The organism is Tsukamurella paurometabola DSM 20162, assembly GCF_000092225.1.
GTDB lineage: Bacteria > Actinomycetota > Actinomycetes > Mycobacteriales > Mycobacteriaceae > Tsukamurella > Tsukamurella paurometabola.
The window spans coordinates 802,635-825,905 of the sequence record NC_014158.1 but is presented as its reverse complement, the minus strand read 5'-3'; the positions used below and the strand labels follow the sequence as shown (position 1 = coordinate 825,905).

The window sequence follows — 23,271 nt, the reverse complement described above, 5'->3', positions numbered from 1 at the left end:
GACTGCTCAGTTATATATATGGTCGGGGCATGGCCCGCACCGTCGACCCCGCGCTCACCGCACGCCGCCGCGCCGCCATCCTGGCCGCAGCGGCCGCGGAGTTCTCCGCCGCCGGTTTCGAGCGCGCCCGCGCGAGCGATATCGCGGCCCGGGCCGGGGTCAGCTCCGGCACCGTCTTCTACTACTTCACCGATAAGGCCGGCCTGTTCCGCGCCCTGTTCGGCGGCGATATCGAGCGCTACGAACACATGCGCGCCCGCGCGTTCGCCGAGGCCGATCCGGCCGACGGCGTGCGACTGATGCTCGACGCCCTCACCGACAGCGCGACCGATCCGGTGGCACCCGGCCTGATGGCCGAGCTGATCCGCCGCATCGGCGCCGATCCCGAGCTGGCCGAGATCGTCGCCACGTCGGACGGGATCGCGCGCGACACGCTCGCCGAGCTGATCGGCCGGGGGCAGGCCAACGGCACCGTCGACCCCGCGCTCGACCCGGCCCACGCCGCGATGTTCCTGATCTCGATCACCGACGGCGCGCACCTCGCCGGCGGTGACGTCCGGCCGGACGTGCAGCGCGCCGCGTTCGCCTATCTCGCACCGGAGGGAGCGTCATGACCACCACCGAGCAGACCCGGGTCGGGCTGCCACACGCCCTGCAGGCGGCCGTCGTCATCGCCACCACCGCGGCCGGGGCCGTCCTCGGACTGATCGTGCGGGGCCTCGTCTCCTGGTTGGAGCGCACCGTGGACGGGTCGCCGGGCCCACTGCGGATCGCCGCCCAACTCCCCACCGGTGTCGCCGTCGGCGTGCTCGCGATCGCAGGCCTGATCGGCGGGTTCGTACTGCTGGGGATGTGGCAGAACGAGGTCGCGCGACTCACGGTCGCGAGCGATCACCTGGAGGTCGAGGCGGGCGGTCACCGCCGCTGGATCGACGCCGACGAGGTGGGGGAGGTATTCCTCGGGCGGGGCGGCGAGCTGACGATCCTGGACCGACGGGGCGGCCTGCTCGCCGCCGCGAGCACCGACGGGGTGCCCACAGGGAGGATCGCCAGGGCCCTCGGCGACGCCGGTTACCCGTGGCGCGGGAACGCCGATCCCTACGAGGGCGACTACACGCGCTTCGTGCAGGGCCGCGGTGATGCGGCTCCCGACGTGGCCGACCTGCTGCGCGAGCGCGCCGTGGCCCGCGCGGAGAAGCGCGGCCCCACAGCTCACGACCTGCGGCTGCGCCTCGGCGAGCGTGGCGTGGTGGTGCGCGATAACGGCGACGAGCAGGAATTCCGTCTCGCGCGGCACAATGGATAGATGACCGACGGACCCCTCATCGTCCAGTCCGATAAGACCCTCCTGCTGGAGGTGGACCACGACCAGGCCGATGCGGCCCGTGCCGCGATCGCGCCTTTCGCCGAACTGGAACGTGCACCGGAGCACGTGCACACGTACCGGGTGACGCCGCTGGCGCTGTGGAACGCGCGGGCCGCAGGGCACGACGCGGAGCAGGTGGTGGACGCTCTGGTCACCTTCTCCCGCTACCCGGTGCCGCAACCGCTGCTGGTAGACGTGGTCGACACCATGAGCCGGTACGGCCGGCTGCAACTGGTGAAGAGCCCGGTGCACGGGCTCACCCTGGTCTCGCTGGATCGCGCGGTGCTGGAGGAGGTGCTGCGGCACAAGAAGATCGCGCCGATGGTGGGCGCCCGCATCGACGACGACACCGTGGTGGTGCACCCGTCCGAGCGCGGCCACCTCAAGCAACTGCTGCTCAAGGTGGGCTGGCCCGCCGAGGATCTCGCCGGTTACGTGGACGGCGAATCGCACCCCATCGCGTTGGACACGGAAACCGATCCGTGGGAGCTGCGCGACTACCAGAAGACGGCGGCGGACTCGTTCTGGCTGGGCGGTTCCGGTGTCGTGGTCCTGCCCTGTGGCGCGGGTAAGACGATGGTGGGCGCGGCTGCCATGGCGCGAGCGCAGGCCACCACGCTGATCTTGGTGACGAACACGGTCGCGGGACGGCAGTGGAAGCGGGAGCTGCTGGCGCGCACATCGCTCACCGAGGAGGAGATCGGCGAGTACTCGGGCGAGAAGAAGGAGATCCGCCCGGTCACCATCGCCACGTATCAGGTGCTCACGCGGAAGTCGAAGGGCGAGTACAAGAACCTCGACCTGTTCGATTCGCGGGACTGGGGCCTGATGATCTACGACGAGGTGCATCTACTGCCCGCGCCGGTGTTCCGGATGACCGCCGACCTGCAGTCCCGCCGGCGCCTGGGCCTCACGGCGACGTTGGTACGCGAGGACGGCCGCGAGGGCGATGTCTTCTCGCTGATCGGACCCAAGCGCTACGACGCACCGTGGAAGGACATCGAGGCGCAGGGCTGGATCGCGCCCGCGGACTGCGTCGAGGTGCGGGTGACGCTCACCGAGAACCAGCGGATGCAGTACGCCACCGCCGAGCCCGACGAGCGGTACAAACTGGCCTCGACCGCACCCGCGAAATCCGCTGTGGTGAAGGCGATCCTGGAGCGGCATCGGGGCGCGCAGACGCTGGTGATCGGTGCGTACATCGATCAGTTGGAGGAGCTGGGCGCCGCGCTCGACGCCCCGGTGATCCAGGGCTCCACCAAGACGAAGGAGCGCGAGGCGCTCTTCGACGCCTTCCGTCGCGGCGAGATCTCCACGCTGGTGGTGAGCAAGGTGGCGAACTTCTCCATCGATCTACCGGAAGCCTCGGTGGCCGTGCAGGTCTCGGGCACGTTCGGGTCGCGGCAGGAGGAGGCGCAGCGCCTGGGCCGGCTGCTGCGCCCCAAGCACGACGGTGGCACGGCGCACTTCTACTCGGTGGTCTCGCGCGACACCCTGGACGCCGAGTACGCGGCACACCGGCAGCGCTTCCTCGCCGAGCAGGGCTACGCCTACCGGATCGTCGATGCCGACGATCTGCTCGGCCCCGCTGTCGGCGAAACCGCGGACTGAGCGACTACTGCTCGGGGCAGGGATCGAGCGACCCACTCGGATCTCGCCGCACCGTCACCTCCGCATCGAACGGGCGGCACGGGCACCAGCCACCGCGAGTGACGGGCGTGCGGGCCCGGTCGACGACGATGCTGCCGTGCAGCGTGCCGTCGGCACCCCAGTGCAACACGTCGTGAGTCCAGGGCTCCATGAGAATGAAGTGCCGCTCGTACATCTCCACGTGGGTGCGCCGGTATTCACCGAATCGCTTCGCGACGGCCCGCAGTAGCCCACTCGTGCGCTCGAATCCCATGACACCCCGTCCCTTTCATACCCGCCGGATGATGTGCATCGATCTTCGGCGACGGGATTCGATAGGTCCAGCGAGTATTTCTACCGCCATTCGGTGAGATCTCTTAACAATCACACCCGACGCCTCGACCAGCGAACCGATGCCACGAATGGCATTGCACGACAGGATCACCGAGAGTAATATCGAACATATGAGCTACGATGACGCATTCGATCTCGGACGGCGGGTCACACGGCCGCTGCCGTCCGAGTTCGCCAGTGCGTCGGGGCTCACTCCGGCTGGTGCCGTCGCGCGGCTGCGGGCGATCGCCGCGGAGGCGAATCGATTGGAGGCGGAACGGCACGCCGTGCTCTCACAGCTGTACCTGCTGCGTGATGATGGCCGCGCCGTCCGCGCGGAATCCAACCGCCGGTTCGTGGACGACTGGGACGAGCTGATCGCCGAATGCGGTGCAGCGCTGGGCGTCGGGCGTGGCGCGGCGTCGGCTGCCGTGCATCGCGCTATTGATCTGCGCGAACGGTTTCCGCGGGTGTTCGAACTGTTCGCCCGCGGTGCGATCGGCATGCCGCAGGTCCGGGCGGTTCTCCGCACGGCGATCGCTGTCCTGGACGACGAGGTGGCCGCCGCGCTCGACGGGCGGATCGCCGGGTGGTTCGAGGCCCGGCTGGACCAGCCGGGAACGGTTCTCACCGGCCCCACGGTCGAGCAGGCCGCCACCACCATCCTGACCAGGCTCGATCGCGAAGCGGTGCCCGAGAAACCGTCGGTCGCACCCGCCGCCCGGCTCGAGTTCCACGCCCGCACGGACGGCGCGGTCGATCTCGAGGTGGTGATGAGCAAGGCTGAGGGCATTCGACTGTCGAAGTCGATCGCCGAGATGGTGCAGACGGTGTGTCGCAATGACGGCCGCACCTCGGCGCAGCGCCAGGTGGCCGCTCTGGTCGCGCTGGCCGAGGGCTACGAAACCCTTGGTTGCCAGTGCCCCACCGAGAATTGTCCTAACCGCGAGGCACGCCCGCGCAATGGTGCCGTCGCGCAGCAGCTCAAGGCGCTCGCCGTGATCGTGCTGAACGAGTCGGATGCGGTCGCGTCGGGTTCTCCGGCACCGGAGTCGGCCGAGCCGGGTGGCGCCGTGGTCCTCACGGACGATCCGGGGATATCCGGCCCGGTCACCGCCGCGCAGGCGCGGGCACTCATCGACTCGTGCGCCACCTCGGTGCGGGTGCTCGGCCGCCGCGATCCGGTCACCGGGAAGATCCACGTCAGGGGCGCATCCGGGTACCGGCCCACGCAGTACCAGCTACTCGTGCTCCGACTGACGTATCCCACCTGCACCTTCCCCGGCTGCTCGGTGCCCTCGTCGGCGTGCCAGATCGACCACGTCACCGAGTACGACCACCACGAGTCCGCGGCGGGCGGCCGCACCGAGATCGGGAACCTGGTTCCGCTCTGCGGTTTCCACCACCGGATCAAGACGGAGACGGGCTGGCTTTCTGATGTCCTGCCCGACGGCGGTGTCGAATGGCACCACCCCACCGGCGCCACGTGGGTGGTGCCGCCCGGTTCGGCGCGCGATCTCTTTCCCGGGCTCGGCACGCTGGCCTGGGACACCTCTGCCCGCGACACGGAGCGCGAGGACCGTGGGGCCGAGCGCCCGACATCCGGTGGGTTCGGCGGCCACGCCCGCCGTCGCGCCGCGCAGCGCAGGCGTCTGCGCGCGATGCACCGCCGCCTCCGGCACCTGCGAGCCGCGCGGAAGACGCAGGAACAGGAAGCCGCGCTCCGCGAGGCCGCGAGTAGTCTGGGCCACGAACCCGACAGCTTCCTGCCGGCTGCTCCCCCGTTCTGAGCCGCATCAACGCCGCCTTTGCAGTGCAACAACTTTCCCACCGCCCCACGGTGTGCCGATCCGTGACTACCCTGGCCCACGTCCACCCGCCCGGGCAGTTCCCCAGATCGGAGAAGACACATGCGCATCACCGTGCTCGCCGCAGCCACCGGCGCCGCCGCCCTGCTCACCCTGACCGCGGGTTGCTCGAACGATACGGAACCCACCGCACCGTCGAGCACCCTACAGACGCCCTCCTCGATATCCCCGAGCAGCGTGCAACGCGAAGCGCCGGTCCAAACGAAGACCGTCACGGTGCCGCCCCCGGCGCCCACCGTTCCCGAGAAGCCCGGACAGCCCGCGCAGCCCGGGAATCCCACCGGACCGGGTAACGAATACGACGTGCCGTGCACCGGTGGGCCGGACGAGGGCACCATCTGCACGAATCCGAATCACGGTGCGGGCGACGACCCCCACGGCACCGGCGCCCCGCACTCCACCACCACGAAACCGCGCTAGCGGTACCTATAACCGCCGCAGGGCAGCCCGCGCGGCATGCAGGCCGACCATGCCGTGCACACCGGGCCCGGGCGCAGCAGCGGCCGAGCACAGGTACACCCCGTCGGTCAGACGGTAGGGGTCGAACAGTGTCGGCCGCCGGATCAGCTGCGCGGGAATCGCGGCGCCGGCGGCGATATCGCCGCCCACCAGGTTCGCATTCGACGCCTCCAGTTCGGCGGGGCCCACCGACCGGGCCTCGACGATCCGCTCGCGCACGCCGGGTGCGTACCGCTCCACCTCGGTCACGATCGATTCGGTGAGATCGCCGGGAAAGCCGTTGGGGCAGTGCACATACATCGATACCGGCACCCATGAACCCGCAGCCCGGGATGGATCGGCCAGGTACTGCTGGGACAGGATCATCACCGGGCGCTCGGGCATCCTCCCGCGATTGACCATCTGCTCCTTGTGAGCGATCTCGCGGGCGGTGCCGCCCAGGTGAACGAACGCGGCAGACCGCAATTCCTCCTGTAACCAAGGGATCCCACCGTCGATCACCAGATCTACCTTGAACGCCGCGGGGCCGAACCGCCACCGTCGAACACGCCGCCGCAGCCACCCCGGGGCTCGCTCACCCAGCAGGTCGAGGGCGCCCGGCACGCCGGTGTCGAGCATGACGAGGTCGGCGTCGGGAAGCCGGGTGACGCGCTCACCGGTGCGGATGGTGCCTCCGTGCCCCTCGACGATCCGTGCCAGCGCGTCCGGGATCGCCTGCGAGCCGCCGATCGGCACCGGCCAAGGCCGTACCCCGGCCAACAGGTAGCCGAGCGACGATGTCATCGGCAGGTGCTGCGGCACCATCCCGTGTGCCGCCACCCCGGCGAACACGGCGCCGCCCACCCGGCCGAGCGCCGCTGCGGTCACCGATGCGGGCGCCATGAACCGCGGACCCCACCGCATCGCCGCCACCGGATGCGTCGGCAATGCGGGCAGTGGACCGAAGAACGCGGCCATCACATCGGGCCCGCAGTCGGGGACGTCGGCGAGCGTCCCCAGCGTGCCCGGCCCGGCTCCGTCGAACAGCGGGTGTGCCATATCGAGTGGGGCGGTACCCCACTGCACGTCGAGGCCCACCTCGCGCAGGGCCGGGGAGGCGTACGCGAGAGGGTGCCCGGTCGAGAATCGGTCGACCACGGTGCCACGCAGCTCATCGGACCGACACGCTCCTCCGATGGTCGGCTCGGCCTCGATCACAGTCACATCGAGGCCCTCGCGGGCCAACACGGCGGCCGCAGTGAGCCCGTTGGGGCCGGATCCGACGACGACGGCGGAGGTCATTGCTCCACAGTAGCCAGCGCGGCGATACCGTTGGGCCATGCGCACCGTCCACCGCCTCCGGCCCTTCATGTCCACGATCTTCGCCGAGGTCTCGACGCTCGCGGTGGAGCACGATGCGGTCAACCTGGGTCAGGGGTTCCCCGACACCGACGGCCCCGCCGGCATGCTCGCCGCGGCGAAGACGGCCATCGACGGCGGGATGAACCAATACCCGTCCGGCGACGGCCTTCCGGAGCTGCGCCGCGCCGTCGCCGCCCAGGTGCAGCGCGACTACGGCCTGGGCTACGACCCGAACGGCGAGGTATTGGTCACCGTCGGCGCGTCCGAGGGGATCGCGGCCGCCGTGCTGGGCCTCGTCGAACCCGGCCGCGAGGTGATCCTGATCGAGCCCTTCTACGATTCCTACGCCGCGACCGTGGCGATGGCCGGCGCACACCGCGTGGTCGTGCCGCTCGTCGAAGACGCCGGACGGTACGCCCTCGACCCCGCGATGCTCCGGGCGGCCGTCACCGAGAAGACGGCGGCGATCATCGTCAACTCCCCGCACAATCCCACCGGCACGGTGCTCTCGCACGAAGACCTGCAGCTCGTCGCCGCTGTGTGCGTCGAACGCGATCTGCTCTGCTTCACCGACGAGGTCTACGAGCATCTGCTCTTCGACGGCCGCGTGCACACACCGCTCGCGACGTTCGAGGGCATGCGCGAGCGCACCGTGCGGATCTCCGGTGCCGCGAAGTCCTTCAACGTGACCGGCTGGAAGGTCGGCTGGATCACGGCGCCGCGCGAGCTCGCGGACGCCTGCCGGGCGGCCAAGCAGTGGCTCACCTTCACCGGAGCGGCGCCGTTGCAGCACGCGGTGGCCCATGCTCTCGACTCCGAGGGCGCGTGGCTGGCCCAGCTCGCACCCGATCTGCAGGCCAAGCGCGACCTGCTCACCTCGGCGTTGCACGAGACCGGATTCACGGTGCATCCGGCGGAGGGCACGTACTTCGTGTGCGCCGACGCCCGGGGGCTCGGCTACGACGATGCGGGCGCGCTGTGCCGCGAGATGCCCGGGCGGATCGGGGTGGCCGCGGTGCCCGTGAGCGCACTGGCCGACGACCACGCCCGCTGGGGGCACCTGCTGCGGTTCGCATTCAGCAAACAGGCCGATGTGCTGGCCGAGGGAACCCGCCGCCTGGCCGCACTCGGCGGCCGGACGCGGTGATCAGGCGAACGCGGGGATGACCTCGCGTTCGAACAGCTCCAGACCTGTTCGGTCATAGGCGATCTCGGGGAAGTAGCAGATGGCATACGTCATGCCTTCGGCCTCGAGTCGCTTGAGGTTGGCCACGATATCCGCCGGGGTACCCACGCCCGGCATACCGAGGAAGCTGCCCATCGTGGCGTCGACCGCTGCCTCGGGGGCGTGGTCGAGCAACCGGTTGCGGGTCTCGTCGAGCCGGGTCTGCACGTCGCGGGCGGCCTCACCGATCGCGATGTTGTAGTTCGCCGAACGGGTGATGGCATCGAAATCGGTGCCCACCTCGGCGCAGTGCTGCCGCAGGATCTCCGATTTGTGCGTGAAGCCCTCGAAGGTGCCGTCGAAGTTGGTGTACTGCGCGTACTTCGCGGCGATCCGCAGCGTCTTCTTCTCGCCGCCGCCGGCGATCCACAGCGGGGGGCCACCGGCCTGCAGCGGCCGCGGCTCGCAGATCGCGCCGTCCACCTGGTAGTACTTCCCGTCCAACGTGGCCACACCGTCGGTCCAGGCCTGCCGCATGATCTGCACGCCCTCGTCGAGCCGGCCGAGTCGTTCCCCGGCCGACGGGAAACCGTAGCCGTAGGCGCGCCATTCGTGCTCGTACCAGCCGCCGCCGATACCCATCTGGGCACGGCCGCCGGAGATCAGGTCGACGGTGGCGGCGACCTTGGCGAGGTAGGCGGGGTTGCGATAGCTCATGGCCGTGCACATCTGCCCGAGCTTGACGGTGGTCGTGGTGGCGGCGAAGGCCGACATCAGCGACCACGCCTCGTGCGTGGCCTCGCGGCTGGGGACCGGAGTGGTGTGGAAATGGTCGTACACCCACACGGAGTCCCAGGGGCCGGCATCGGCGTGCTGGGCCAGGCCGTTCATGACGGACCAGTGGTCCGCCGGGTCGATGCCGACGAGGTCGAAGCGCCAGCCTTGCGGGAGGAAGAGTCCGAATCGCACGTCTCAACCCTACGGAGGCCGCACCGGAATTGTCAGTCGGTCCCCGTATCGTGCCGGGCGATGCAGGATTCGCTGTTCGACGTGGCCGGGCATCGCCGAGACCTGGGCGACGGTGCCTGGCTCGACGTGCGCACCGGGTGGCAGTCCGATCCGGACGGGTTGTTCTCCGCGCTCGCTCGCGATGTGCCCTGGGTCGCGGAGCGCCGTCGCATGTACGACCGCACGCTTCCGGTACCGCGGCTCCTGCGCTACTACGACAGCGGAGTGGCGCTGCCGCATCCGGCGCTGGCAGCCGCGATGGCGGAGTTGACGGAGATGTACTGGGACGATCTGCACGAACCCTTCACGTCGGTGGGGCTGTGCCTGTACCGGGATGGCGCGGACTCGGTGGCCTGGCATGGCGACACCATCGGACGGGGCGCCACGCACGACACCGTGGTCGCGATCGTCTCGCTCGGTGCGGCCCGCCCGTTCCTGATGCGCCCACGCGGTGGCGGGGCGTCCACCCGGCTCACCGTCGGCCACGGCGATCTGCTGTCCATGGGCGGTTCGGCGCAGCGCACCTGGGAGCACGCCGTGCCGAAGGTACCGGCGGCCGGACCGCGGATCAGTGTGCAGTTCCGCGCCGCCGGAGTGCGCTGAGGGGCAACCGACGCATTCGAGCACTGGTCATTACCGGATGTGCCAAGATGTAGTTATGCCCGCGAACGACGCCCGGGCGGACCGCCCGCGGCGATGATCTCGGACGGTCCGGTACCCAAACACGAGCAGCTGCGCTCCCTCCTCGAGAAGCGCTGTGCGGCAGAGCTCGCCCCCGGATCCGCCCTGCCCAGTGAGCGGCATCTGTGCGACGAATACGGGGTCTCGCGGATCACCGTCCGGGAGGCGCTCCGGCAGCTGGTCGCAGACGGAACACTGGTGCGAATCCGCGGTAAGGGCACCTTCGTCGCCGATCACCCCGCCCGGTCCCGGCTGCATCTGGCGTCGTTCCACGAGGACATGCGCCGGCTGGGCCGCGTGCCGTCCACGACGGTGCTGCTGACCGAACTGCGGGTGCCGCCACCGTCGACCATATCGGCGCTGGGGCTGCGCGCCGCCGATCGCGCCTTCCACATCAAGCGCCTGCGCCTGGCCGACGGCGTGCCGATCTCGGTCGACGACGCCTGGTATCCCGAGTACGTCGCGCCCGGTCTCGCCGAACACGAACTGACGCAGTCGATCTACCAGTTGCTCCGCGCCGAGTACGAGCGGGCCATCGATCACGCCGAGCAATCGATCGGGGCGACCGCGGCCGACGGTGAGCTGGCCAGTCTGCTGGAGGTTCCCGCCGGGGCGCCGTTGTTGGCCTTCGACCGGGTCGCCTTCTCCGGCACGGTCCGCGTGGAGCACTGCTACTCCTGGTACCGATCCGACCGCTATCAGGTACAGATGACGGTCACCGACCCCGGCTGACGAACCCGCACCGCGTGCCACCGTCGCCGCGCGGCATGGTTCGATCCGTAGTAAGGGACCGATCCGCGATAGGAGCACGCCATGCTGACTACGAGATTCACCGAGACCTTCGGCATCGAACACCCCGTCGTCTGCGGCGGTATGACGGGCGTGGGTACAGCCGACCTGATCGGTGCGGTGGCCAACGCCGGCGCTTTGGGCTTCATCACCGCGCTCACGCAGCCCTCACCGCAGGCGCTCGCCGACGAGATCGCGCGCTGCCGGGAGGTCACCGACAAGCCGTTCGGCGTGAACCTCACGATCCTGCCGACGATCGATCCGATCCCCTACGACGAATACCGCGCCGCGATCATCGACAGCGGCGTGAAGATCGTGGAGACGGCGGGCAGCAACCCCGCCCCGCACCTGCCCGCATTCCACGACGCCGGCGTGAAGGTGATTCACAAGGCGGTCAGTGTGCGGCACGCCAAGAAGGCGCAGCAGCTCGGCGTGGATGCGGTCAGCATCGACGGCTTCGAGTGTGCGGGCCATCCGGGCGACGACGACATCCCCGGCCTGGTACTGATCCCGGCCGCCGCGCACGAGATCGACATCCCGCTCATCGCCAGCGGCGGCATCGCGACCGGCGCCGGACTGGTGGCCGCGCTCGCTCTGGGCGCAGATGCGGTGAACATGGGCACCCGGTTCATGGCCACCGATGAGGCACCGATCCACCCCAACGTGAAGGATCAGATCGTCGCGAACAGTGAGCTGGACACCCGGCTGGTGTTCCGCGAGTTCCACAACACCGCCCGTGTGGTGCGCAATTCGGTGTCCGACGAGATCGCCGAGATCTCGGCACGGCCCGGCGCCACATTCGAGGACATCGCGGCGCTCGCGAGCGGCAAGCGGGCCCGCGAGCAGGTCTACGCCGAGGGCGATGTCGAGGGCGGTATGTGGTGGGCCTCCCAGGCACAGGGACTGATCCGCGAGGTCGCGAGTTGCCAGGCGGTGGTCGACGCGATCATGGCCGAGGCCCGCGAGATCATCACCGGCCGGCTCACGAAGACCGTGGGCTGACCGTCAGTCGAAGGTGAAGCAGGTGTCGCAGAACGCGGTGCCCAGCGGTGTGATCTCGATCCGTCGGCGGATGGTCTTGGCGTAACGACCCGCGTTGCCCAGCGCCTCGACCACCATCGGCTGCACCTGCAGCAGCTCGTAGCGCTGCACCTCGACCTGCTCCTTGGAGAACCAGATCAGGCCCAGCCGGTGCAGGTTCCCGAGGTACTCCGCGATCCGGTCCTGTCGGCGGCAGCCGGCCACCTCGGCGATCATCGACAGGCCTGCGGCGACGGTTTCCGAGCCCACGCCGAACGGGCGGTTGGTGCGCACGTCCACGCTGGGCTGCGCGCCCTCGCGGCGCAGCAGCCGCAGGATCCGCGCCTCGTCGGGCGCCAGCTGCTCGAGGATGTGCGCGTACGCGGGGTGCGGCCCCTCGGCGGAGGCCACCGCGGCCGAGCGGGCCAGCAACCGGTCGCCGGCGCGGCGCAGCTCGTCCCGGGTGGGGCCGGTGGGCTCGTCGTCGATGTCTTCCTCGTCGACCACCTCGCCGTGCACCACCACATGCGGCACCTGCTCGACGGTGCGCGCGACGTCCACGAGGTGCTCGGCCTCGGTGACCAGGTGCCGGGTGAGGCGTTGCGCCGAGCCTCCGACCTCACGGCCGAAGCTGAACGCGGAGTTCGAGGCGCGGCCGACGAGACCGAGCAGACCGCCGGCCTGCTCCTGCTCGGTGACCTCCGCGATGTCCGCATCGCGCGCGGCCAGCTCGCGCCCGTCACTCTCGGCGGGGGTCCGGTTCGACCGGGGCTTGTCGCTCACGTCGTCACACTCCGAAGATCGCTAGGTGGAGGAAGCCTGCCGCGGAGCCCAGCACCGCGCCGTGCAGGAACAGCAACCACTCGTCCTGTTTGATGGCGGACCGCAGCAGCTCGCTCAGGTCCTCCGGGCGCAGGATACTCATCCGGGCGACCACGAAGTCGCGCACCTTGGTCTGCTGCTGGGCGGCGAACTCGGGGTCACTGACCGTCTGCTCGGCTACCTTGATCGCCTCGGCACCGGCCAGTTGGGGCACCCGCTCGTAGGTGTCGTAGCCCACCGACAGCTTCACCACGCCGCGGGCCCAGCCCGAGGCCTTGTCGACCGATTCACGGAGCACCGATTCGACGGTGGCACGCGTGCGGTCCGAGCGCGGACCGTGCAGCAGCTCGTCGCAGATGTTCTCGACCGTCACCACCTGGTCGGCCATCACGGTGGCGTACTGCTCGGCGATCTCCTGACGACGTTTGAGAAACAGCCCCTGCCGCCACGGCACCCACTTGCTGGAGTGCAACGGCTCGAAGATCATCGTGAGGCCGACGTAGTTCACCACGTACCCGATCACGATCCCGCCCAGCGGAAGCAGCCACCAGTACGGGAAGAAATGGAGGAGACCAACCAGCACGAATCCCATGGGATATCCGAAATAGAATCCGAAGTTCTGCATGAACAACAGTTCTTTCCGGCCGACGTTGTAGAAGATGTCCTTGAGCACCTTCGGATTCGCCGAGAGGTAGCGGATCACCATCAATTTCGCGTCGATGTAATCGTCGATGTTCTCGCCGATGGTCGACGTGATCTTCCGGACGTCCGTGGGCAAGGAGGCGGCCACCCGCCGGTACACCAGGAGTTTGATGTCTTCGGGCAGCGAGTACCACAGCCGAGGATTCTCCCGCCGCATGATGCCCTCGACCACGGACGGGATCTCGGGCAACGCGGCGCGGGTCAACTGCTCGGAGATGTACTCCGGATCCATCACCTCATAGAACTGCGCAATGCTTCCTACCTTGGACAACGACTTGTCCACCGCGATGCTGGCCATCTTCTCGGCGCGCGAGGGAACGATCCCCTGCCAACCGATGCGACCGTCGGGACGGATCGCCGGGATCACCTGGACCCGGCGGGGCAGGAACGGATACAGGGTGGCCACACCGGGAACCTTGACGCCGTAAAAACGTTTCGGTTCGAACAGCATGAGAATGCCGGTCCAGTTGGTGATGTAACCGATGATGCCGGTGAACAGTGGAATGGTGACCAACTGCTCGATCAGGTGCCAATTCACCACAGACACCCGGCCGGTCCATCGACCGCTTTCACCACGCTCGCCACATATCCTCCGTACCGTCGCCACACCACGAAGAATTCGTCCCACGACTCATTCCCGGGTTCCACCCACCACTCGTCCGGCGCAACTGTACTCAATGAAGTGAGAGGTTTGAGCCGTCCATCGATCACTTATTGCCCTCTGTGGTGTGCGATCGAAAGAATCAGCCTGTGTTGCAATCGCTTTCGGGCTTCAGAACGAGAAGATCACATCTCCGGCGACCACATCGCGCTCGGCGGGATCGGCGACGGTCCCCGGACTGGAATCCATGAGCACCACGGGGCAGATCGCACTGAGTCCGCGATCGCGGATCAGCGCGGGAGAGAAGGAGATCAGCGGATCACCGGCAGCGACGGTCGCCTTCTCGGCCGCCAGCACGGTGACCCCCTCGCCCTGCAGATTCACAGTGTCGATGCCCACGTGCACCAGCACGCCGGCACCGTCGCCGAGCACGATCGCCGCGTGCGGGTGCAGCTTGAGCACCGTGCCGGCGATCGGCGAGAGCACCACGACCTCGGCACCGTCGGGCGCGGAGGCCGGGTCGACGGCCACCCCGGAGCCCACCATCTGCCCCGCGAACACCTGATCGGGTACCGCGGACAGCGGCAACAGCCGCCCGGCGACCGGGGCCAGCACCTCGGTCACAGCAGGTCCTGGATGTCCTCGGCGAGCGCATCGGCGGTCGGCCCCACCACCACCTGGACCGCGGAGCCCGCAACCATGACACCGTGCGACAGCTTCTTCAGCGCCGCCTGGTCGACCTTCCCGGTGTCCTTGACCTCACAGCGCAGGCGGGTGATGCACCCCTCGACCTCTTCGATGTTGTCGGCACCGCCGAGCCCGTCCACGATCTCCTGCGCCTTGGCCATGCCCGTGCCCTTCCGAGATGATGCGGGGAAACCCACTCGCGTGACCCCAACTGGTTACAACCTGTCGACAGCCTAGTGAGCCCGCCCGCGACAGGAGCGAGAAATGAGTTCCTCACCCGAATCCGGTATATCAGCACGACGGTTCGATCTGAGCGGTCTCCAGAAACTCGGTCGCAGCCTCATGCTCCCCATCGCGGTGCTGCCCGCAGCGGGCCTGCTGCTACGCCTGGGCCAAGACGACATGCTAGGCCGATTCGACTCGATGAAGACGGTCGCGGCCGTGATCGGCGGCGCCGGCAACGCCCTCATCTCGAACCTGCCGATCCTGTTCGCCGTGGGCATCGCGATCGGGTGGGCGAAGAAGGCCGACGGTTCCACCGCGCTCGCCGCACTGGTCGGCTACCTGTCCTTCCAGGCGGTGGAGAAGGCGATGTCACCGGTGGTGCTCGCCGGTAAGACGGACAAGGACGGCGCGCCCGCGCTCGTCGAGTACGGGGTGCTGGGCGGCATCGTCATCGGCATCATGTCGGCCGTGCTGTGGCAGCGCTTCTACCGGACCACACTGCCCGACTACATCGGCTTCTTCTCCGGCCGCCGCCTGGTGCCGATCCTCACCGCGTCCGCCGCGATCGTGGTCGGCGTGATCATGTCGTTCATCTATCCCGCGTTCAACTGGGCGCTCACCGGACTGGGGAACTGGGTGGCCGAGAACTCCGTCGTGGGCGGGGGCGTGTTCGGCGCGGTCAACCGACTACTGCTGCCGTTGGGCCTGCACCACATCATCAACTCCGTGGTGTGGTTCATCCTCGGCGACTACCGCGCGCCGAACGGTGACATCGTGCACGGCGACATCGCCCGGTTCCTCCAGGGGGATCCCACCGCCGGCACGTTCATGACCGGCTTCTTCCCGATCATGATGTTCGGCCTGCCCGCCGCCGCGCTCGCCATCTACCGCTGCGCCAAGCCGGAGAACCGCAAGACCGTCGGCGGCATCATGCTCTCGGTGGCACTGACCAGTTTCCTCACCGGCATCACCGAGCCGCTGGAGTTCTCGTTCATCTTCGTCGCGTGGCCACTGCTGCTGATCCACGCCCTCCTCACCGGCAGTTCCCTGCTGATCGCGAACTGGCTCGACATCCATCACGGGTTCACCTTCTCCGCCGGATTCATCGACTACGTACTGAATTTCGGCAAGGCGACCAACCCACTGTGGATCATCCCGATGGGCCTGATCTACGCCGTGATCTACTACTTCTCGTTCAGTTTCATCATCAAGCGGCGGAACCTGAAGACCCCCGGCCGCGAGGACGACGACGAAGAGGCCGAGGTGACCGCTTGACCGAGATGTTGCGCGGCACCGTCGTGACCCCGTCCGGGACCATCGACGACGGTGTCGTCGCCCTCGCCGGCGCGACCATCTCGGAGGTCGGGCCGGCATCGGCGTTCCCGGCAGCGCAGCTGCCGGCACCGTCGGATCTGGTGTACGTGCCCGGCATGATCGATGTGCACTGCCACGGCGGCGGCGGGTTCGGCTTCCCCGACTCCGATGCCGACGGCGCGCGGGCCGCCGCCCGGCATCATCTGCTCCGCGGCACCACCACGCTGTTGGCCTCCCTGGTCTCGGCCGCGCCCGAGAAACTGCTGGAGCGGATCGCCGTACTCTCCCCCTTGGTCGACGACGGGACCGTGGCCGGGCTGCACCTGGAGGGGCCGTTCCTGGCCGCCGAGGTGTGCGGTGCACAGGACCCGCGCTTCATCATCGACGGCGATCCCGCCCTGTTGCGCCGTCTGCTCGACGCCGCGGACGGCCGGATCGCGTCGATGACCGTGGCCGCGGAGACTTCGCACTTCGCCGAGCTGGCGCGGCTGCTGTCCGAGGCCGGGGCCGTGGTCTCGGTGGGGCACACCGCCGGCGACTACGACACGGTGACCGCGGCGCTGGCCGCGCCGCCGGGACCGGTGAGCATCACCCACCTGTTCAACGGTATGCACCCGATGCACCACCGGCACCCCGGCGCCGTCGGAGCGGCACTCGCCGTCGCGGCCGAGGGCCGGGCGGTGGCCGAGGTGATCGGCGACGGCGTGCACCTCGCCGCCGGCACCGTGGCGATGGTGTTCGCGACCGTGGGCGCCGACCACATCGCGCTCATCTCCGATGCCATGCAGGCAGCGGGTATGCCCGACGGGCAGTACACGCTCGGCCCGCTGGACGTCACCGTCGGCGGCGGAGTCGCACGGCTCACCACACCCAGCGGCACCCCCGGGGCGATCGCCGGTGGCACCGCGTCGGTGTTCGACGTCTTCGCGCGGACCGTCCGCGATTCCGCTGTCTCCCTTGCCGATGCGGCCCGGGCGGGAGCCACGACACCGGCTCGGCTGCTGGGGCTCACCGATCGCGGCGAGTTGGCACCGGGCCTGCGCGCCGATCTATTGGAACTCTCCGGAGATCTCTCACTGCGCCGCGTGATCCGCGGCGGCACCCCGGTCTCCTGATGCTCTCCCGCTAGGGGGCGCTGGGAGCGCGAGCGAGCAGGATCAGGCGAGGTTGACGGTGCCACGGATCGTGGTGCGGGTGGCACCACCGATCCAGATCTCGCCGTCGGCCTGCTGCACGTGCACCCGTCCGCGGCGGGCGAGCCGGGTGCCCTGGGAAGCGGTATACCGCTGCGGGAGTTCGCCGGTGCCGATCAGCCACTGCGCAACGCCGGCGTTGAGCGAGCCCGTCACCGGATCCTCGGGAACGGCCAGATCGGGGCAGAAGGCGCGTACCTCGATCGCGCAGTCTTCGCCGTCGGGGTACCGCCCGACGGCACCGACCTTCAGATCCCCCATCGCGACGAAGTCGGGCTCCAGGGCGAGCACGGCATCGGCGTCACGCAGCTGCGCGGCCACCCAGCCGGGACCGTTGTCCACCCACTGTGCGGCGAGGACGTCCGATGGTGCGATCCGCAGCCCGGCGGCGATCCGCGCGATCGTGGCGGCGTCGGCGGGGCCGCTGCGCCGCAGGGGCGGCGCGGCGAACGCCAGCGACCCCTCTGCACGGACCCGGACCAGGCCCGCCGCGCACTCCTGCACGAGAACCCCCGGTGCAGCGGGCCTACCACCCGATTCCAGCCAGGCGTGAGCGCTGCCGAGCGTGGGGTGGCCGGCGAAGGGCAGCTCGCCACCCGGAGTGAAGATCCGCAGTCGGTAGTCCGCCGAGGGATCGTTGGGACGGAGCAGGAACGTGGTCTCGCTGAGGTTGGTCCAGCGCGCGAAGGCCGCCATCTGCGCATCGGAGAGATCGTCCGCGCCGTGCACCACCGCCACCGGATTGCCCAGCAACGGCTCGGTGGAGAACACGTCGACCTGTCGGAACTCGGGCACGTCAGTACAACTCCTTCCCGTAGCCGGCACCGTAGTAGCGGTCGAGCTCGGCCAGCGAATCGTCGGGCCGCTCCAGCTTTTTCGCGATCACGGCTCGACGCGGCACGCCGTGGTCGTCGTCCTCGGTGGGCCAACTCCGCGGGTCCCACGCCTGCGATCGGAGGAAGGCCTTGCTGCAGTGGAAGAAGACCTCGTCGATCGCCACCTCGATGATCATCACCGGCGGCTTGCCCTGCACGGCCATCAGCGGCGCGTACTCCGCGTCGGCGAGCACCGTGGCGGTGCCATTGATCCGCAGGGTGTCGCCCCGGCCGGGGATCACGAACTCGACAGCGATGTGCGGATCCTGCAGCAGGTTCTTCAGACCGTCCACGCGACGGTTGCCCGGCCGGTCGGGCAGAGCGACGGTGCGGTCGTCGAGGACCAGTACGCCGCCCTCCGGATCGCCCTTGGGCGAGACGTCGAGGTTTCCCTGCGCGTCGGACGTGGCCACGAAGTACAGCCGCGCCGCGGCGAGGAAACAGCGATGCACGTCCGTGAGCTCGGTACGCACCTTGTCGCGCACCCGGTCGATCGGCTCCGCGATCAGCTCGCGCAACTCCGCTTCGGTGCTCACCTGCCTGCGCACGTGCTCCATGCTGTCCACGATAGGCGGCGCGGCGCACACGGCGGAAGCCGATTACAGCGGGTTGAGAATGCGGTCGAGGAACTCGCGGGTGCGCTCCTGGGTGGGAGCACCGATCACGTCGGCGGGCCGGCCTGCCTCCAGGACGGCGCCGCGATCGACGAACAGCACCTGATCGGCGACATCGCGGGCGAAAGCCATCTCATGGGTCACCACCACCATGGTGCGGCCCTCGGTGGCGAGATCACGCATCACGGTGAGCACATCACCGACGAGCTCCGGGTCGAGCGCGGAGGTCGGCTCGTCGAACAGCACTACCTTGGGCCGTAGGGCCAGCGCCCGGGCGATCCCCACCCGCTGCTGCTGGCCGCCGGAGAGCTGGTGCGGATACTTCTCGGCGTGGTCGGCCAGGCCGACCCGGGCGAGCAGCTCGCGCGCCTCCCGCTCGGCCTCGCCGGCCGGTCTCTTCTGCACGACGACGGGGCCCTCCGTCACGTTCTGCAGCGCGGTCTTGTGCGGAAACAGGTTGTGCGACTGGAACACCATCGCACTCTGGGCGCGATAGGCCGCGAGGGCGGCCTTCCCCGGCGCGCCCGCGCCGAAGTCCACCGTCTGAGTTCCGACCGTGACCGTGCCGGCGTCGGGAAGCTCGAGCGCGTTGAGCGACCGCAGCACCGTGGTCTTGCCGGAACCGGACGGCCCGATGATCACGGTGACGGTGCCCTCGGCCACGGTGAAGTCGATACCGCGGAGCACCTCGACATCGCCGAAGGACTTGGTGAGTCCTTGCACTGCAACGAGATCGGTCATCGCGCCACGTACCTTTCGAATCGGGTCTCGAGCCGGGTCTGCACGAGGCTGAGCACCTGGCAGATCACCCAGTAGTAGCAGGCGGCCACCACGTACATGACGAAGAAGTCGTAGGTGGGCGCGGCGGCGATCTGCGCCGTCCGGAACAGCTCGGTCACCAGGATCGCCGAGGCGAGTGAGGTGTCCTTGAGCAGGGAGACCAGCGTGTTCGCCAGCGGCGGGGTGGCCGTGCGTGCGGCCTGCGGCAGGATGATCCGGCGCAGCGCGGTCCGATAGTCCATGCCGATGGTGGTGGCCGCCTCCCACTGCCCGCGCGGCACCGCGCCGATCGCCGCGCGGATGATCTCGGCCGCGTAGCCGCCCACGTTGAGCGAGAAGGCGACCGCCGCAGCGAGGAACGGATCGATCACCACCCCCGCGAGCGGGAGGCCGTAGAAGATGATCACCAACTGCACGAGCAGGGGTGTACCGCGGATGATCGAGATGTACGCGCGAGCCAGGCCCCGTACCGCCCTACGCTTCGACATCCGGGCGAGCGCCACGCCGAGCGCGATCGCGAGCCCGATCACGAAGCTGATCGCCGTGAGCGGGATGGTGGTGGTGACGGTGGCCTTCGCCATCGGGACCAGATTGCGGCGCACCATGTCCCAGGTGCTCTGGGCGCCTGCCGCAGCCTTGCTGTCCTTCTCGGCCTGTTCACCGAAGTACTTCTGCGAGATGCGTTCGGCCGTACCGTCCGCACGGATCTCGGCGAGACCGCGGTTGATCTCGGGCATGATCCCGGCGCCCTTGCGAGCCGCGAACACCGACTGCGACCTGTCCGGTGTCTGGGCCGCGATCTTCACCGGTGCGCGCGGATTGACGGCGAGGTAATTGCGTACCACGCCGGTGTCGTTGACCACCGCGTCGACCCGGCCCGCCGCCAGCACGTTGACGGCATCGGTGAAGCTGTTGACCGCCTCGACCTTCGCGCCCGCCTTCTCGGCGACGCCCGACCAGCTACTGGTGATGCTCTGCGCGGCTGTTCGGCCCCGCAGATCGTCGAGCGAGTCGATGCTGTTGTCGTCCTTACGTACCAGGACCGAACCGCCGGTCTGCAGATACGGATCGGAGAGCTCGTACTTGGCGGCGCGTTCGGCACTGAAGGTCACCTGATTGGCCACCAGGTCGAAGCGGTTCGCTTCGAGTGCGGCCATCATCGAATCCCACGGGGTCTCCACGAATTCCACCCGCCAGCCGATCTTCTGGGCGATCGCGGTGATCATCTCCACGTCGTAGCCGGTGAGCCGGTCTGCGGAGTCGTGGTAGCTGTACACCTGGTAGACCCCCTCGGTACCCACCCGCAGCACGCCCGGGTCCGGTAGCGGGGGTGCGGCGTTGGCCGGCAACGGACCGGCCACCACGAGGACGGCGAACAGAGCGGCGAGCAGCCGCCGCAGCGAGCGCATCGTCAGGCCGCCGGATCGAGTGTCGGGAACGGGGCGAGCGCCTCCAGTTGATAGGCCACGTCGAGCAGGGTGGCCTCGTCGCCCGGGCCGGAGCCCCACAGCTGTACCGATCCCGGCAGACCGCACGGCATCACGGTGTGCGGTACGGCGATGGCCGGGGCTCCCGCGATGTTGTTGACCGGCGTGAAGCCCACGTAGTCCACGAGTTTCGCCATGAGTTCCTCGAAGGGCTGATCCGGCGACATCTCGCCGAGTAGTGGGGGCGGTGCCGCAAGGACAGGGCTGAGCAACAGGTCGTAGGTGTCGAGCTGGCGGGCGTAGAGATCACCCGTGCGGCGCAGCCGCCCGATCGCGGGCCCGAGTCGGAGCGCCGAGGACTTGAGCATCGAGAGCAGCCCCGTGGTCATCGGGTCGAGATCGGCGGGGCGGAAGCCGCGGCCGTTGGCGGCCTTGGAGATCCCCACCTCCGCGCCCGCCATGGCCGCCCAGTACAGGGTGAAGTCGTCGATGAAGCGGCCATCGATCGACAGAGTGTGCGGCTCCACGGTGTGCCCGGCATCGCCGAGCACCCGGGCCGCCGACAGCACCACGTCCAACACCTCGGGATGCACCTCCCGGCCGCGGACATCCCGCGTGATCACCCCGATCCGCAGGCGACGCTCCGACGGTCCGCGCACCAGCCCGATCGGCGGCAGCCCCGCCGCAGGTGCGTACGCCTCCGCGGCGGCGAGGTAATGCGCGGTATCGCGCACCGTGCGCGTTAGGACTCCCTCGGTGACCAGGTTGACGGGCAACTGTCGCACCCCGGCCTGATCCTCCATCCGGCCCCGAGTGGGCTTGAGCCCCACCAGGCCGGCGCAGGCGGCGGGGATGCGGATACTGCCACCACCGTCATTGCCGTGGCCGATGGGGACCACGCCCGAGGCGACCAGCGCCGCGGTCCCACCGGACGATCCGCCCACCGAGCGGCTGATGTCCCACGGATTGCGCGCCGGCGCCCGACCGCCGGCGAACTCGGTACTCGCGGTGAGCCCGAACTCCGGCATCTGCGACTTCCCGAGGACCGTGAAGCCCTGAGCCAGAAATTGTTTCGCCGGCGGCGACGAGCGCTTGACCGGCCGCGGAGTGAAGGCCTGCGAGCCGAAGCAGGTGGGCATACCCGCCACGTCGACATTGTCCTTGACGAACGCGGGGACTCCACCGAACAGGCCACCGCGTGGCACCGTCTCCTCGGCCTCGTCGTACGCGGCGTGCGCCACGGCGCCGAGTTCGTCCACCGCCCGCGCTCGGGCGATCGCCGCAGCGGTGAGCTCGCGCGGGTCCACCCGCCCCTCCCGCACCGCCTCCGCGGCGCCGAGGGCATCGAGCCCGGTGAGTGCATCGTCGGTATAGGCCGTGACACGCATGCGTCGTTCATAGCATCGCGGCGCCGCAGAGGAACGACGAACCTTATTCAACCAAGGGGTTGAACTTGCTCCGAACCGGGTGTACCGTCGTATTCAACACAGAGGTTGAACAACGAGGAGGTGAGACATCACGAACGACGACACCGACGATCTGTCCAAGGCGTTCGCCGCTCTGGCGGACCCCACGCGACGCGATATCGTCGCCCGGCTCGCCGACGGCGACGCCACCCTGACGGAGATCGCCGAACACTACGACGTGAGCATCCAGGCCGTGTCCAAGCACCTCACCGTGCTGGAGAACGCGCGCCTGATCAGCCGGACCAGGCGCGCCCAGGCCCGCCCGGCCCACCTGGAAGCGGAGGTCTTCGACCTGATGAACGGGTGGATCGAGCGGTACCGCCGCCGCGCCGAGGAGCGCTACCGCCGCCTGGACGCCGTCCTGGCCGACATGAACGCAGACGACAACCCCACCAGCACGACCGATCAAGGAGCAGCATCATGACCATCATCAACGCCGAGGCCGGCATCGAGGCCTCCTCCACCCTCCCCACCATCACCATCACCCGCGACTTCCAGGCGACGCCGGAGCAGTTGTTGCGCGCCCACACCGACCCCGACATCTACACGCGGTGGGTGGGACCGTCGGACATCGATACCCAGATCCAGCACTGGGATGCACGTACGGGCGGCAGCTGGGCCTATGTGAGCGTGCGCGGCGACGAGCGGTACGCCTTCCACGGCAGCTTCCACGACGTGCGCGATGACCGGATCGTGCAGACCTTCACCTACGACGACATGCCCGATGCGGTCTCGTTGGAGACGATGACCTTCGAAGACCTCGGCGACGGGCGCACGCGACTGCGGGCCGTCTCGCTGCTGGACAGCTTCGAAAGCCGCGACGGCATGCTCGCCAGCGGTATGGAGGTGGGCATCGTCGACGGCTACGCCAAGTTGGACGCCCTGCTGGCGGCGGGAGACCTGTAG

The 23,271-nt window shown here is 69.0% G+C and carries 25 protein-coding genes; 13 read left to right on the top strand and 12 right to left on the bottom strand.

Annotation, left to right across the window (positions count from 1 at the left end; all coding sequences use genetic code 11):
- The first annotated feature begins 29 nt into the window (after positions 1-29).
- Genes TPAU_RS04010 through TPAU_RS04000 form a run of 3 tightly spaced genes read left to right on the top strand, consistent with a single transcriptional unit; the run spans position 30 to position 2,977 of the window.
- Entirely contained in the window at positions 30-614 is a 585-nt protein-coding gene (locus TPAU_RS04010; RefSeq protein WP_013125488.1) for a TetR/AcrR family transcriptional regulator, read from the top strand.
- On the top strand, positions 611-1,306 hold the full coding sequence (locus TPAU_RS21735) for a YqeB family protein (RefSeq protein WP_013125487.1): 696 nt from the start codon (positions 611-613) through the stop codon (positions 1,304-1,306). The genes TPAU_RS04010 and TPAU_RS21735 overlap by 4 nt, the downstream gene beginning before the upstream one ends.
- On the top strand, positions 1,307-2,977 hold the full coding sequence (locus TPAU_RS04000) for a DNA repair helicase XPB (RefSeq protein WP_013125486.1): 1,671 nt from the start codon (positions 1,307-1,309) through the stop codon (positions 2,975-2,977). It abuts the gene before it with no gap.
- A gap of 4 nt (positions 2,978-2,981) precedes the next feature.
- On the opposite strand, the gene TPAU_RS03995 is transcribed toward TPAU_RS04000, so the two are convergent.
- Entirely contained in the window at positions 2,982-3,269 is a 288-nt protein-coding gene (locus TPAU_RS03995) for a hypothetical protein (protein WP_013125485.1), read from the bottom strand.
- 190 nt (positions 3,270-3,459) lie between these two features.
- Between TPAU_RS03995 and TPAU_RS03990 the strand changes: the two genes are divergently transcribed.
- Positions 3,460-5,118: an HNH endonuclease signature motif containing protein gene (locus TPAU_RS03990; RefSeq protein WP_160160257.1), complete on the top strand. Its 1,659-nt coding sequence runs from the start codon at positions 3,460-3,462 to the stop codon at positions 5,116-5,118.
- 120 nt (positions 5,119-5,238) lie between these two features.
- Positions 5,239-5,616: a hypothetical protein gene (locus TPAU_RS03985; protein WP_013125483.1), complete on the top strand. Its 378-nt coding sequence runs from the start codon at positions 5,239-5,241 to the stop codon at positions 5,614-5,616.
- A 6-nt stretch (positions 5,617-5,622) separates the two neighbouring features.
- On the opposite strand, the gene TPAU_RS03980 is transcribed toward TPAU_RS03985, so the two are convergent.
- Positions 5,623-6,936, bottom strand: a complete 1,314-nt coding sequence (locus TPAU_RS03980; protein WP_013125482.1) for a phytoene desaturase family protein — start codon at positions 6,934-6,936, stop codon at positions 5,623-5,625.
- Positions 6,937-6,973: 37 nt separating this feature from the next.
- On the opposite strand from TPAU_RS03980, the gene TPAU_RS03975 reads away from it, so the two are divergent.
- Positions 6,974-8,143: a pyridoxal phosphate-dependent aminotransferase gene (locus tag TPAU_RS03975; RefSeq protein WP_013125481.1), complete on the top strand. Its 1,170-nt coding sequence runs from the start codon at positions 6,974-6,976 to the stop codon at positions 8,141-8,143.
- Here TPAU_RS03975 and TPAU_RS03970 read toward each other — a convergent pair whose 3' ends face one another.
- Positions 8,144-9,130, bottom strand: coding sequence for an LLM class F420-dependent oxidoreductase (locus tag TPAU_RS03970; RefSeq protein ID WP_013125480.1), 987 nt, complete (start codon positions 9,128-9,130; stop codon positions 8,144-8,146).
- 60 nt (positions 9,131-9,190) lie between these two features.
- On the opposite strand from TPAU_RS03970, the gene TPAU_RS03965 reads away from it, so the two are divergent.
- The 3 genes from TPAU_RS03965 to TPAU_RS03955 all read left to right on the top strand — a co-directional run bounded on the left by TPAU_RS03965 (position 9,191) and on the right by TPAU_RS03955 (position 11,641).
- Complete coding sequence (locus TPAU_RS03965) at positions 9,191-9,772, top strand: alpha-ketoglutarate-dependent dioxygenase AlkB (RefSeq protein ID WP_013125479.1); 582 nt, start codon at positions 9,191-9,193, stop codon at positions 9,770-9,772.
- Between the two features lie 93 nt (positions 9,773-9,865).
- The gene (locus tag TPAU_RS03960; RefSeq protein ID WP_013125478.1) at positions 9,866-10,582 is read left to right on the top strand and encodes a GntR family transcriptional regulator; all 717 of its coding nucleotides are present in this window, start codon (positions 9,866-9,868) and stop codon (positions 10,580-10,582) included.
- A gap of 81 nt (positions 10,583-10,663) precedes the next feature.
- The gene (locus TPAU_RS03955; RefSeq protein WP_013125477.1) at positions 10,664-11,641 is read left to right on the top strand and encodes an NAD(P)H-dependent flavin oxidoreductase; all 978 of its coding nucleotides are present in this window, start codon (positions 10,664-10,666) and stop codon (positions 11,639-11,641) included.
- A gap of 3 nt (positions 11,642-11,644) precedes the next feature.
- Here the strand turns inward: TPAU_RS03955 and TPAU_RS23395 are convergent, their stop codons facing one another.
- From TPAU_RS23395 to TPAU_RS03935, 4 genes are all read right to left on the bottom strand, one after another.
- On the bottom strand, positions 11,645-12,442 hold the full coding sequence (locus TPAU_RS23395; protein WP_013125476.1) for an Abi-alpha family protein: 798 nt from the start codon (positions 12,440-12,442) through the stop codon (positions 11,645-11,647).
- 4 nt (positions 12,443-12,446) lie between these two features.
- The gene (locus TPAU_RS03945; RefSeq protein WP_013125475.1) at positions 12,447-13,730 is read right to left on the bottom strand and encodes a DUF445 domain-containing protein; all 1,284 of its coding nucleotides are present in this window, start codon (positions 13,728-13,730) and stop codon (positions 12,447-12,449) included.
- Between the two features lie 225 nt (positions 13,731-13,955).
- Positions 13,956-14,408 (bottom strand): PTS sugar transporter subunit IIA, encoded by a 453-nt coding sequence (locus TPAU_RS03940; RefSeq protein WP_013125474.1) that lies wholly within the window; start codon positions 14,406-14,408, stop codon positions 13,956-13,958.
- On the bottom strand, positions 14,405-14,668 hold the full coding sequence (locus tag TPAU_RS03935) for a PTS sugar transporter subunit IIB (RefSeq protein ID WP_281054800.1): 264 nt from the start codon (positions 14,666-14,668) through the stop codon (positions 14,405-14,407). The genes TPAU_RS03940 and TPAU_RS03935 overlap by 4 nt, the downstream gene beginning before the upstream one ends.
- A 67-nt stretch (positions 14,669-14,735) precedes the next feature.
- Between TPAU_RS03935 and TPAU_RS03930 the strand changes: the two genes are divergently transcribed.
- Together TPAU_RS03930 and TPAU_RS03925 are read left to right on the top strand one after the other, a co-directional pair.
- Complete coding sequence (locus TPAU_RS03930; RefSeq protein ID WP_013125472.1) at positions 14,736-15,971, top strand: PTS transporter subunit EIIC; 1,236 nt, start codon at positions 14,736-14,738, stop codon at positions 15,969-15,971.
- Between the two features lie 5 nt (positions 15,972-15,976).
- On the top strand, positions 15,977-17,125 hold the full coding sequence (locus TPAU_RS03925; protein ID WP_013125471.1) for an N-acetylglucosamine-6-phosphate deacetylase: 1,149 nt from the start codon (positions 15,977-15,979) through the stop codon (positions 17,123-17,125).
- Between the two features lie 42 nt (positions 17,126-17,167).
- Here the strand turns inward: TPAU_RS03925 and TPAU_RS03920 are convergent, their stop codons facing one another.
- The 5 genes from TPAU_RS03920 to TPAU_RS03900 are packed head-to-tail and all read right to left on the bottom strand — an operon-like array spanning position 17,168 to position 22,287.
- Positions 17,168-17,998: a PhzF family phenazine biosynthesis protein gene (locus TPAU_RS03920; protein ID WP_013125470.1), complete on the bottom strand. Its 831-nt coding sequence runs from the start codon at positions 17,996-17,998 to the stop codon at positions 17,168-17,170.
- 1 nt (position 17,999) lies between these two features.
- Positions 18,000-18,635 carry an MSMEG_1061 family FMN-dependent PPOX-type flavoprotein gene (locus TPAU_RS03915; protein ID WP_013125469.1) on the bottom strand — a complete coding sequence of 212 codons (636 nt, stop codon included), beginning with the start codon at positions 18,633-18,635 and terminating at the stop codon, positions 18,000-18,002.
- 42 nt (positions 18,636-18,677) lie between these two features.
- The gene (locus TPAU_RS03910) at positions 18,678-19,433 is read right to left on the bottom strand and encodes an amino acid ABC transporter ATP-binding protein (protein WP_013125468.1); all 756 of its coding nucleotides are present in this window, start codon (positions 19,431-19,433) and stop codon (positions 18,678-18,680) included.
- The gene (locus tag TPAU_RS22245; protein ID WP_013125467.1) at positions 19,430-20,881 is read right to left on the bottom strand and encodes an ABC transporter substrate-binding protein/permease; all 1,452 of its coding nucleotides are present in this window, start codon (positions 20,879-20,881) and stop codon (positions 19,430-19,432) included. Before TPAU_RS22245 ends, TPAU_RS03910 begins: the two co-directional genes overlap by 4 nt.
- A gap of 2 nt (positions 20,882-20,883) precedes the next feature.
- Positions 20,884-22,287: an amidase gene (locus TPAU_RS03900; RefSeq protein ID WP_013125466.1), complete on the bottom strand. Its 1,404-nt coding sequence runs from the start codon at positions 22,285-22,287 to the stop codon at positions 20,884-20,886.
- Between the two features lie 127 nt (positions 22,288-22,414).
- Here TPAU_RS03900 and TPAU_RS03895 point away from each other — a divergent pair, with 127 nt between their 5' ends.
- On the top strand, positions 22,415-22,789 hold the full coding sequence (locus TPAU_RS03895) for an ArsR/SmtB family transcription factor (protein ID WP_013125465.1): 375 nt from the start codon (positions 22,415-22,417) through the stop codon (positions 22,787-22,789).
- The gene (locus TPAU_RS03890; RefSeq protein ID WP_013125464.1) at positions 22,786-23,271 is read left to right on the top strand and encodes an SRPBCC family protein; all 486 of its coding nucleotides are present in this window, start codon (positions 22,786-22,788) and stop codon (positions 23,269-23,271) included. The genes TPAU_RS03895 and TPAU_RS03890 overlap by 4 nt, the downstream gene beginning before the upstream one ends.

What these genes read in the sequence shown, in the direction of transcription:
- TPAU_RS04010 (WP_013125488.1), top strand. Translation starts at nt 30, where the DNA reads ATGGCCCGCACCGTCGACCCCGCGCTCACCGCACGCCGCCGCGCCGCC.
- TPAU_RS21735 (WP_013125487.1), top strand. Translation starts at nt 611, where the DNA reads ATGACCACCACCGAGCAGACCCGGGTCGGGCTGCCACACGCCCTGCAG.
- TPAU_RS04000 (WP_013125486.1), top strand. Translation starts at nt 1,307, where the DNA reads ATGACCGACGGACCCCTCATCGTCCAGTCCGATAAGACCCTCCTGCTG.
- TPAU_RS03995 (WP_013125485.1), bottom strand. Translation starts at nt 3,269, where the DNA reads ATGGGATTCGAGCGCACGAGTGGGCTACTGCGGGCCGTCGCGAAGCGA.
- TPAU_RS03990 (WP_160160257.1), top strand. Translation starts at nt 3,460, where the DNA reads ATGAGCTACGATGACGCATTCGATCTCGGACGGCGGGTCACACGGCCG.
- TPAU_RS03985 (WP_013125483.1), top strand. Translation starts at nt 5,239, where the DNA reads ATGCGCATCACCGTGCTCGCCGCAGCCACCGGCGCCGCCGCCCTGCTC.
- TPAU_RS03980 (WP_013125482.1), bottom strand. Translation starts at nt 6,936, where the DNA reads ATGACCTCCGCCGTCGTCGTCGGATCCGGCCCCAACGGGCTCACTGCG.
- TPAU_RS03975 (WP_013125481.1), top strand. Translation starts at nt 6,974, where the DNA reads ATGCGCACCGTCCACCGCCTCCGGCCCTTCATGTCCACGATCTTCGCC.
- TPAU_RS03965 (WP_013125479.1), top strand. Translation starts at nt 9,191, where the DNA reads ATGCAGGATTCGCTGTTCGACGTGGCCGGGCATCGCCGAGACCTGGGC.
- TPAU_RS03960 (WP_013125478.1), top strand. Translation starts at nt 9,866, where the DNA reads ATGATCTCGGACGGTCCGGTACCCAAACACGAGCAGCTGCGCTCCCTC.
- TPAU_RS03955 (WP_013125477.1), top strand. Translation starts at nt 10,664, where the DNA reads ATGCTGACTACGAGATTCACCGAGACCTTCGGCATCGAACACCCCGTC.
- TPAU_RS03930 (WP_013125472.1), top strand. Translation starts at nt 14,736, where the DNA reads ATGAGTTCCTCACCCGAATCCGGTATATCAGCACGACGGTTCGATCTG.
- TPAU_RS03925 (WP_013125471.1), top strand. Translation starts at nt 15,977, where the DNA reads ATGTTGCGCGGCACCGTCGTGACCCCGTCCGGGACCATCGACGACGGT.
- TPAU_RS03915 (WP_013125469.1), bottom strand. Translation starts at nt 18,635, where the DNA reads ATGGAGCACGTGCGCAGGCAGGTGAGCACCGAAGCGGAGTTGCGCGAG.
- TPAU_RS03910 (WP_013125468.1), bottom strand. Translation starts at nt 19,433, where the DNA reads ATGACCGATCTCGTTGCAGTGCAAGGACTCACCAAGTCCTTCGGCGAT.
- TPAU_RS22245 (WP_013125467.1), bottom strand. Translation starts at nt 20,881, where the DNA reads ATGCGCTCGCTGCGGCGGCTGCTCGCCGCTCTGTTCGCCGTCCTCGTG.
- TPAU_RS03900 (WP_013125466.1), bottom strand. Translation starts at nt 22,287, where the DNA reads ATGCGTGTCACGGCCTATACCGACGATGCACTCACCGGGCTCGATGCC.
- TPAU_RS03890 (WP_013125464.1), top strand. Translation starts at nt 22,786, where the DNA reads ATGACCATCATCAACGCCGAGGCCGGCATCGAGGCCTCCTCCACCCTC.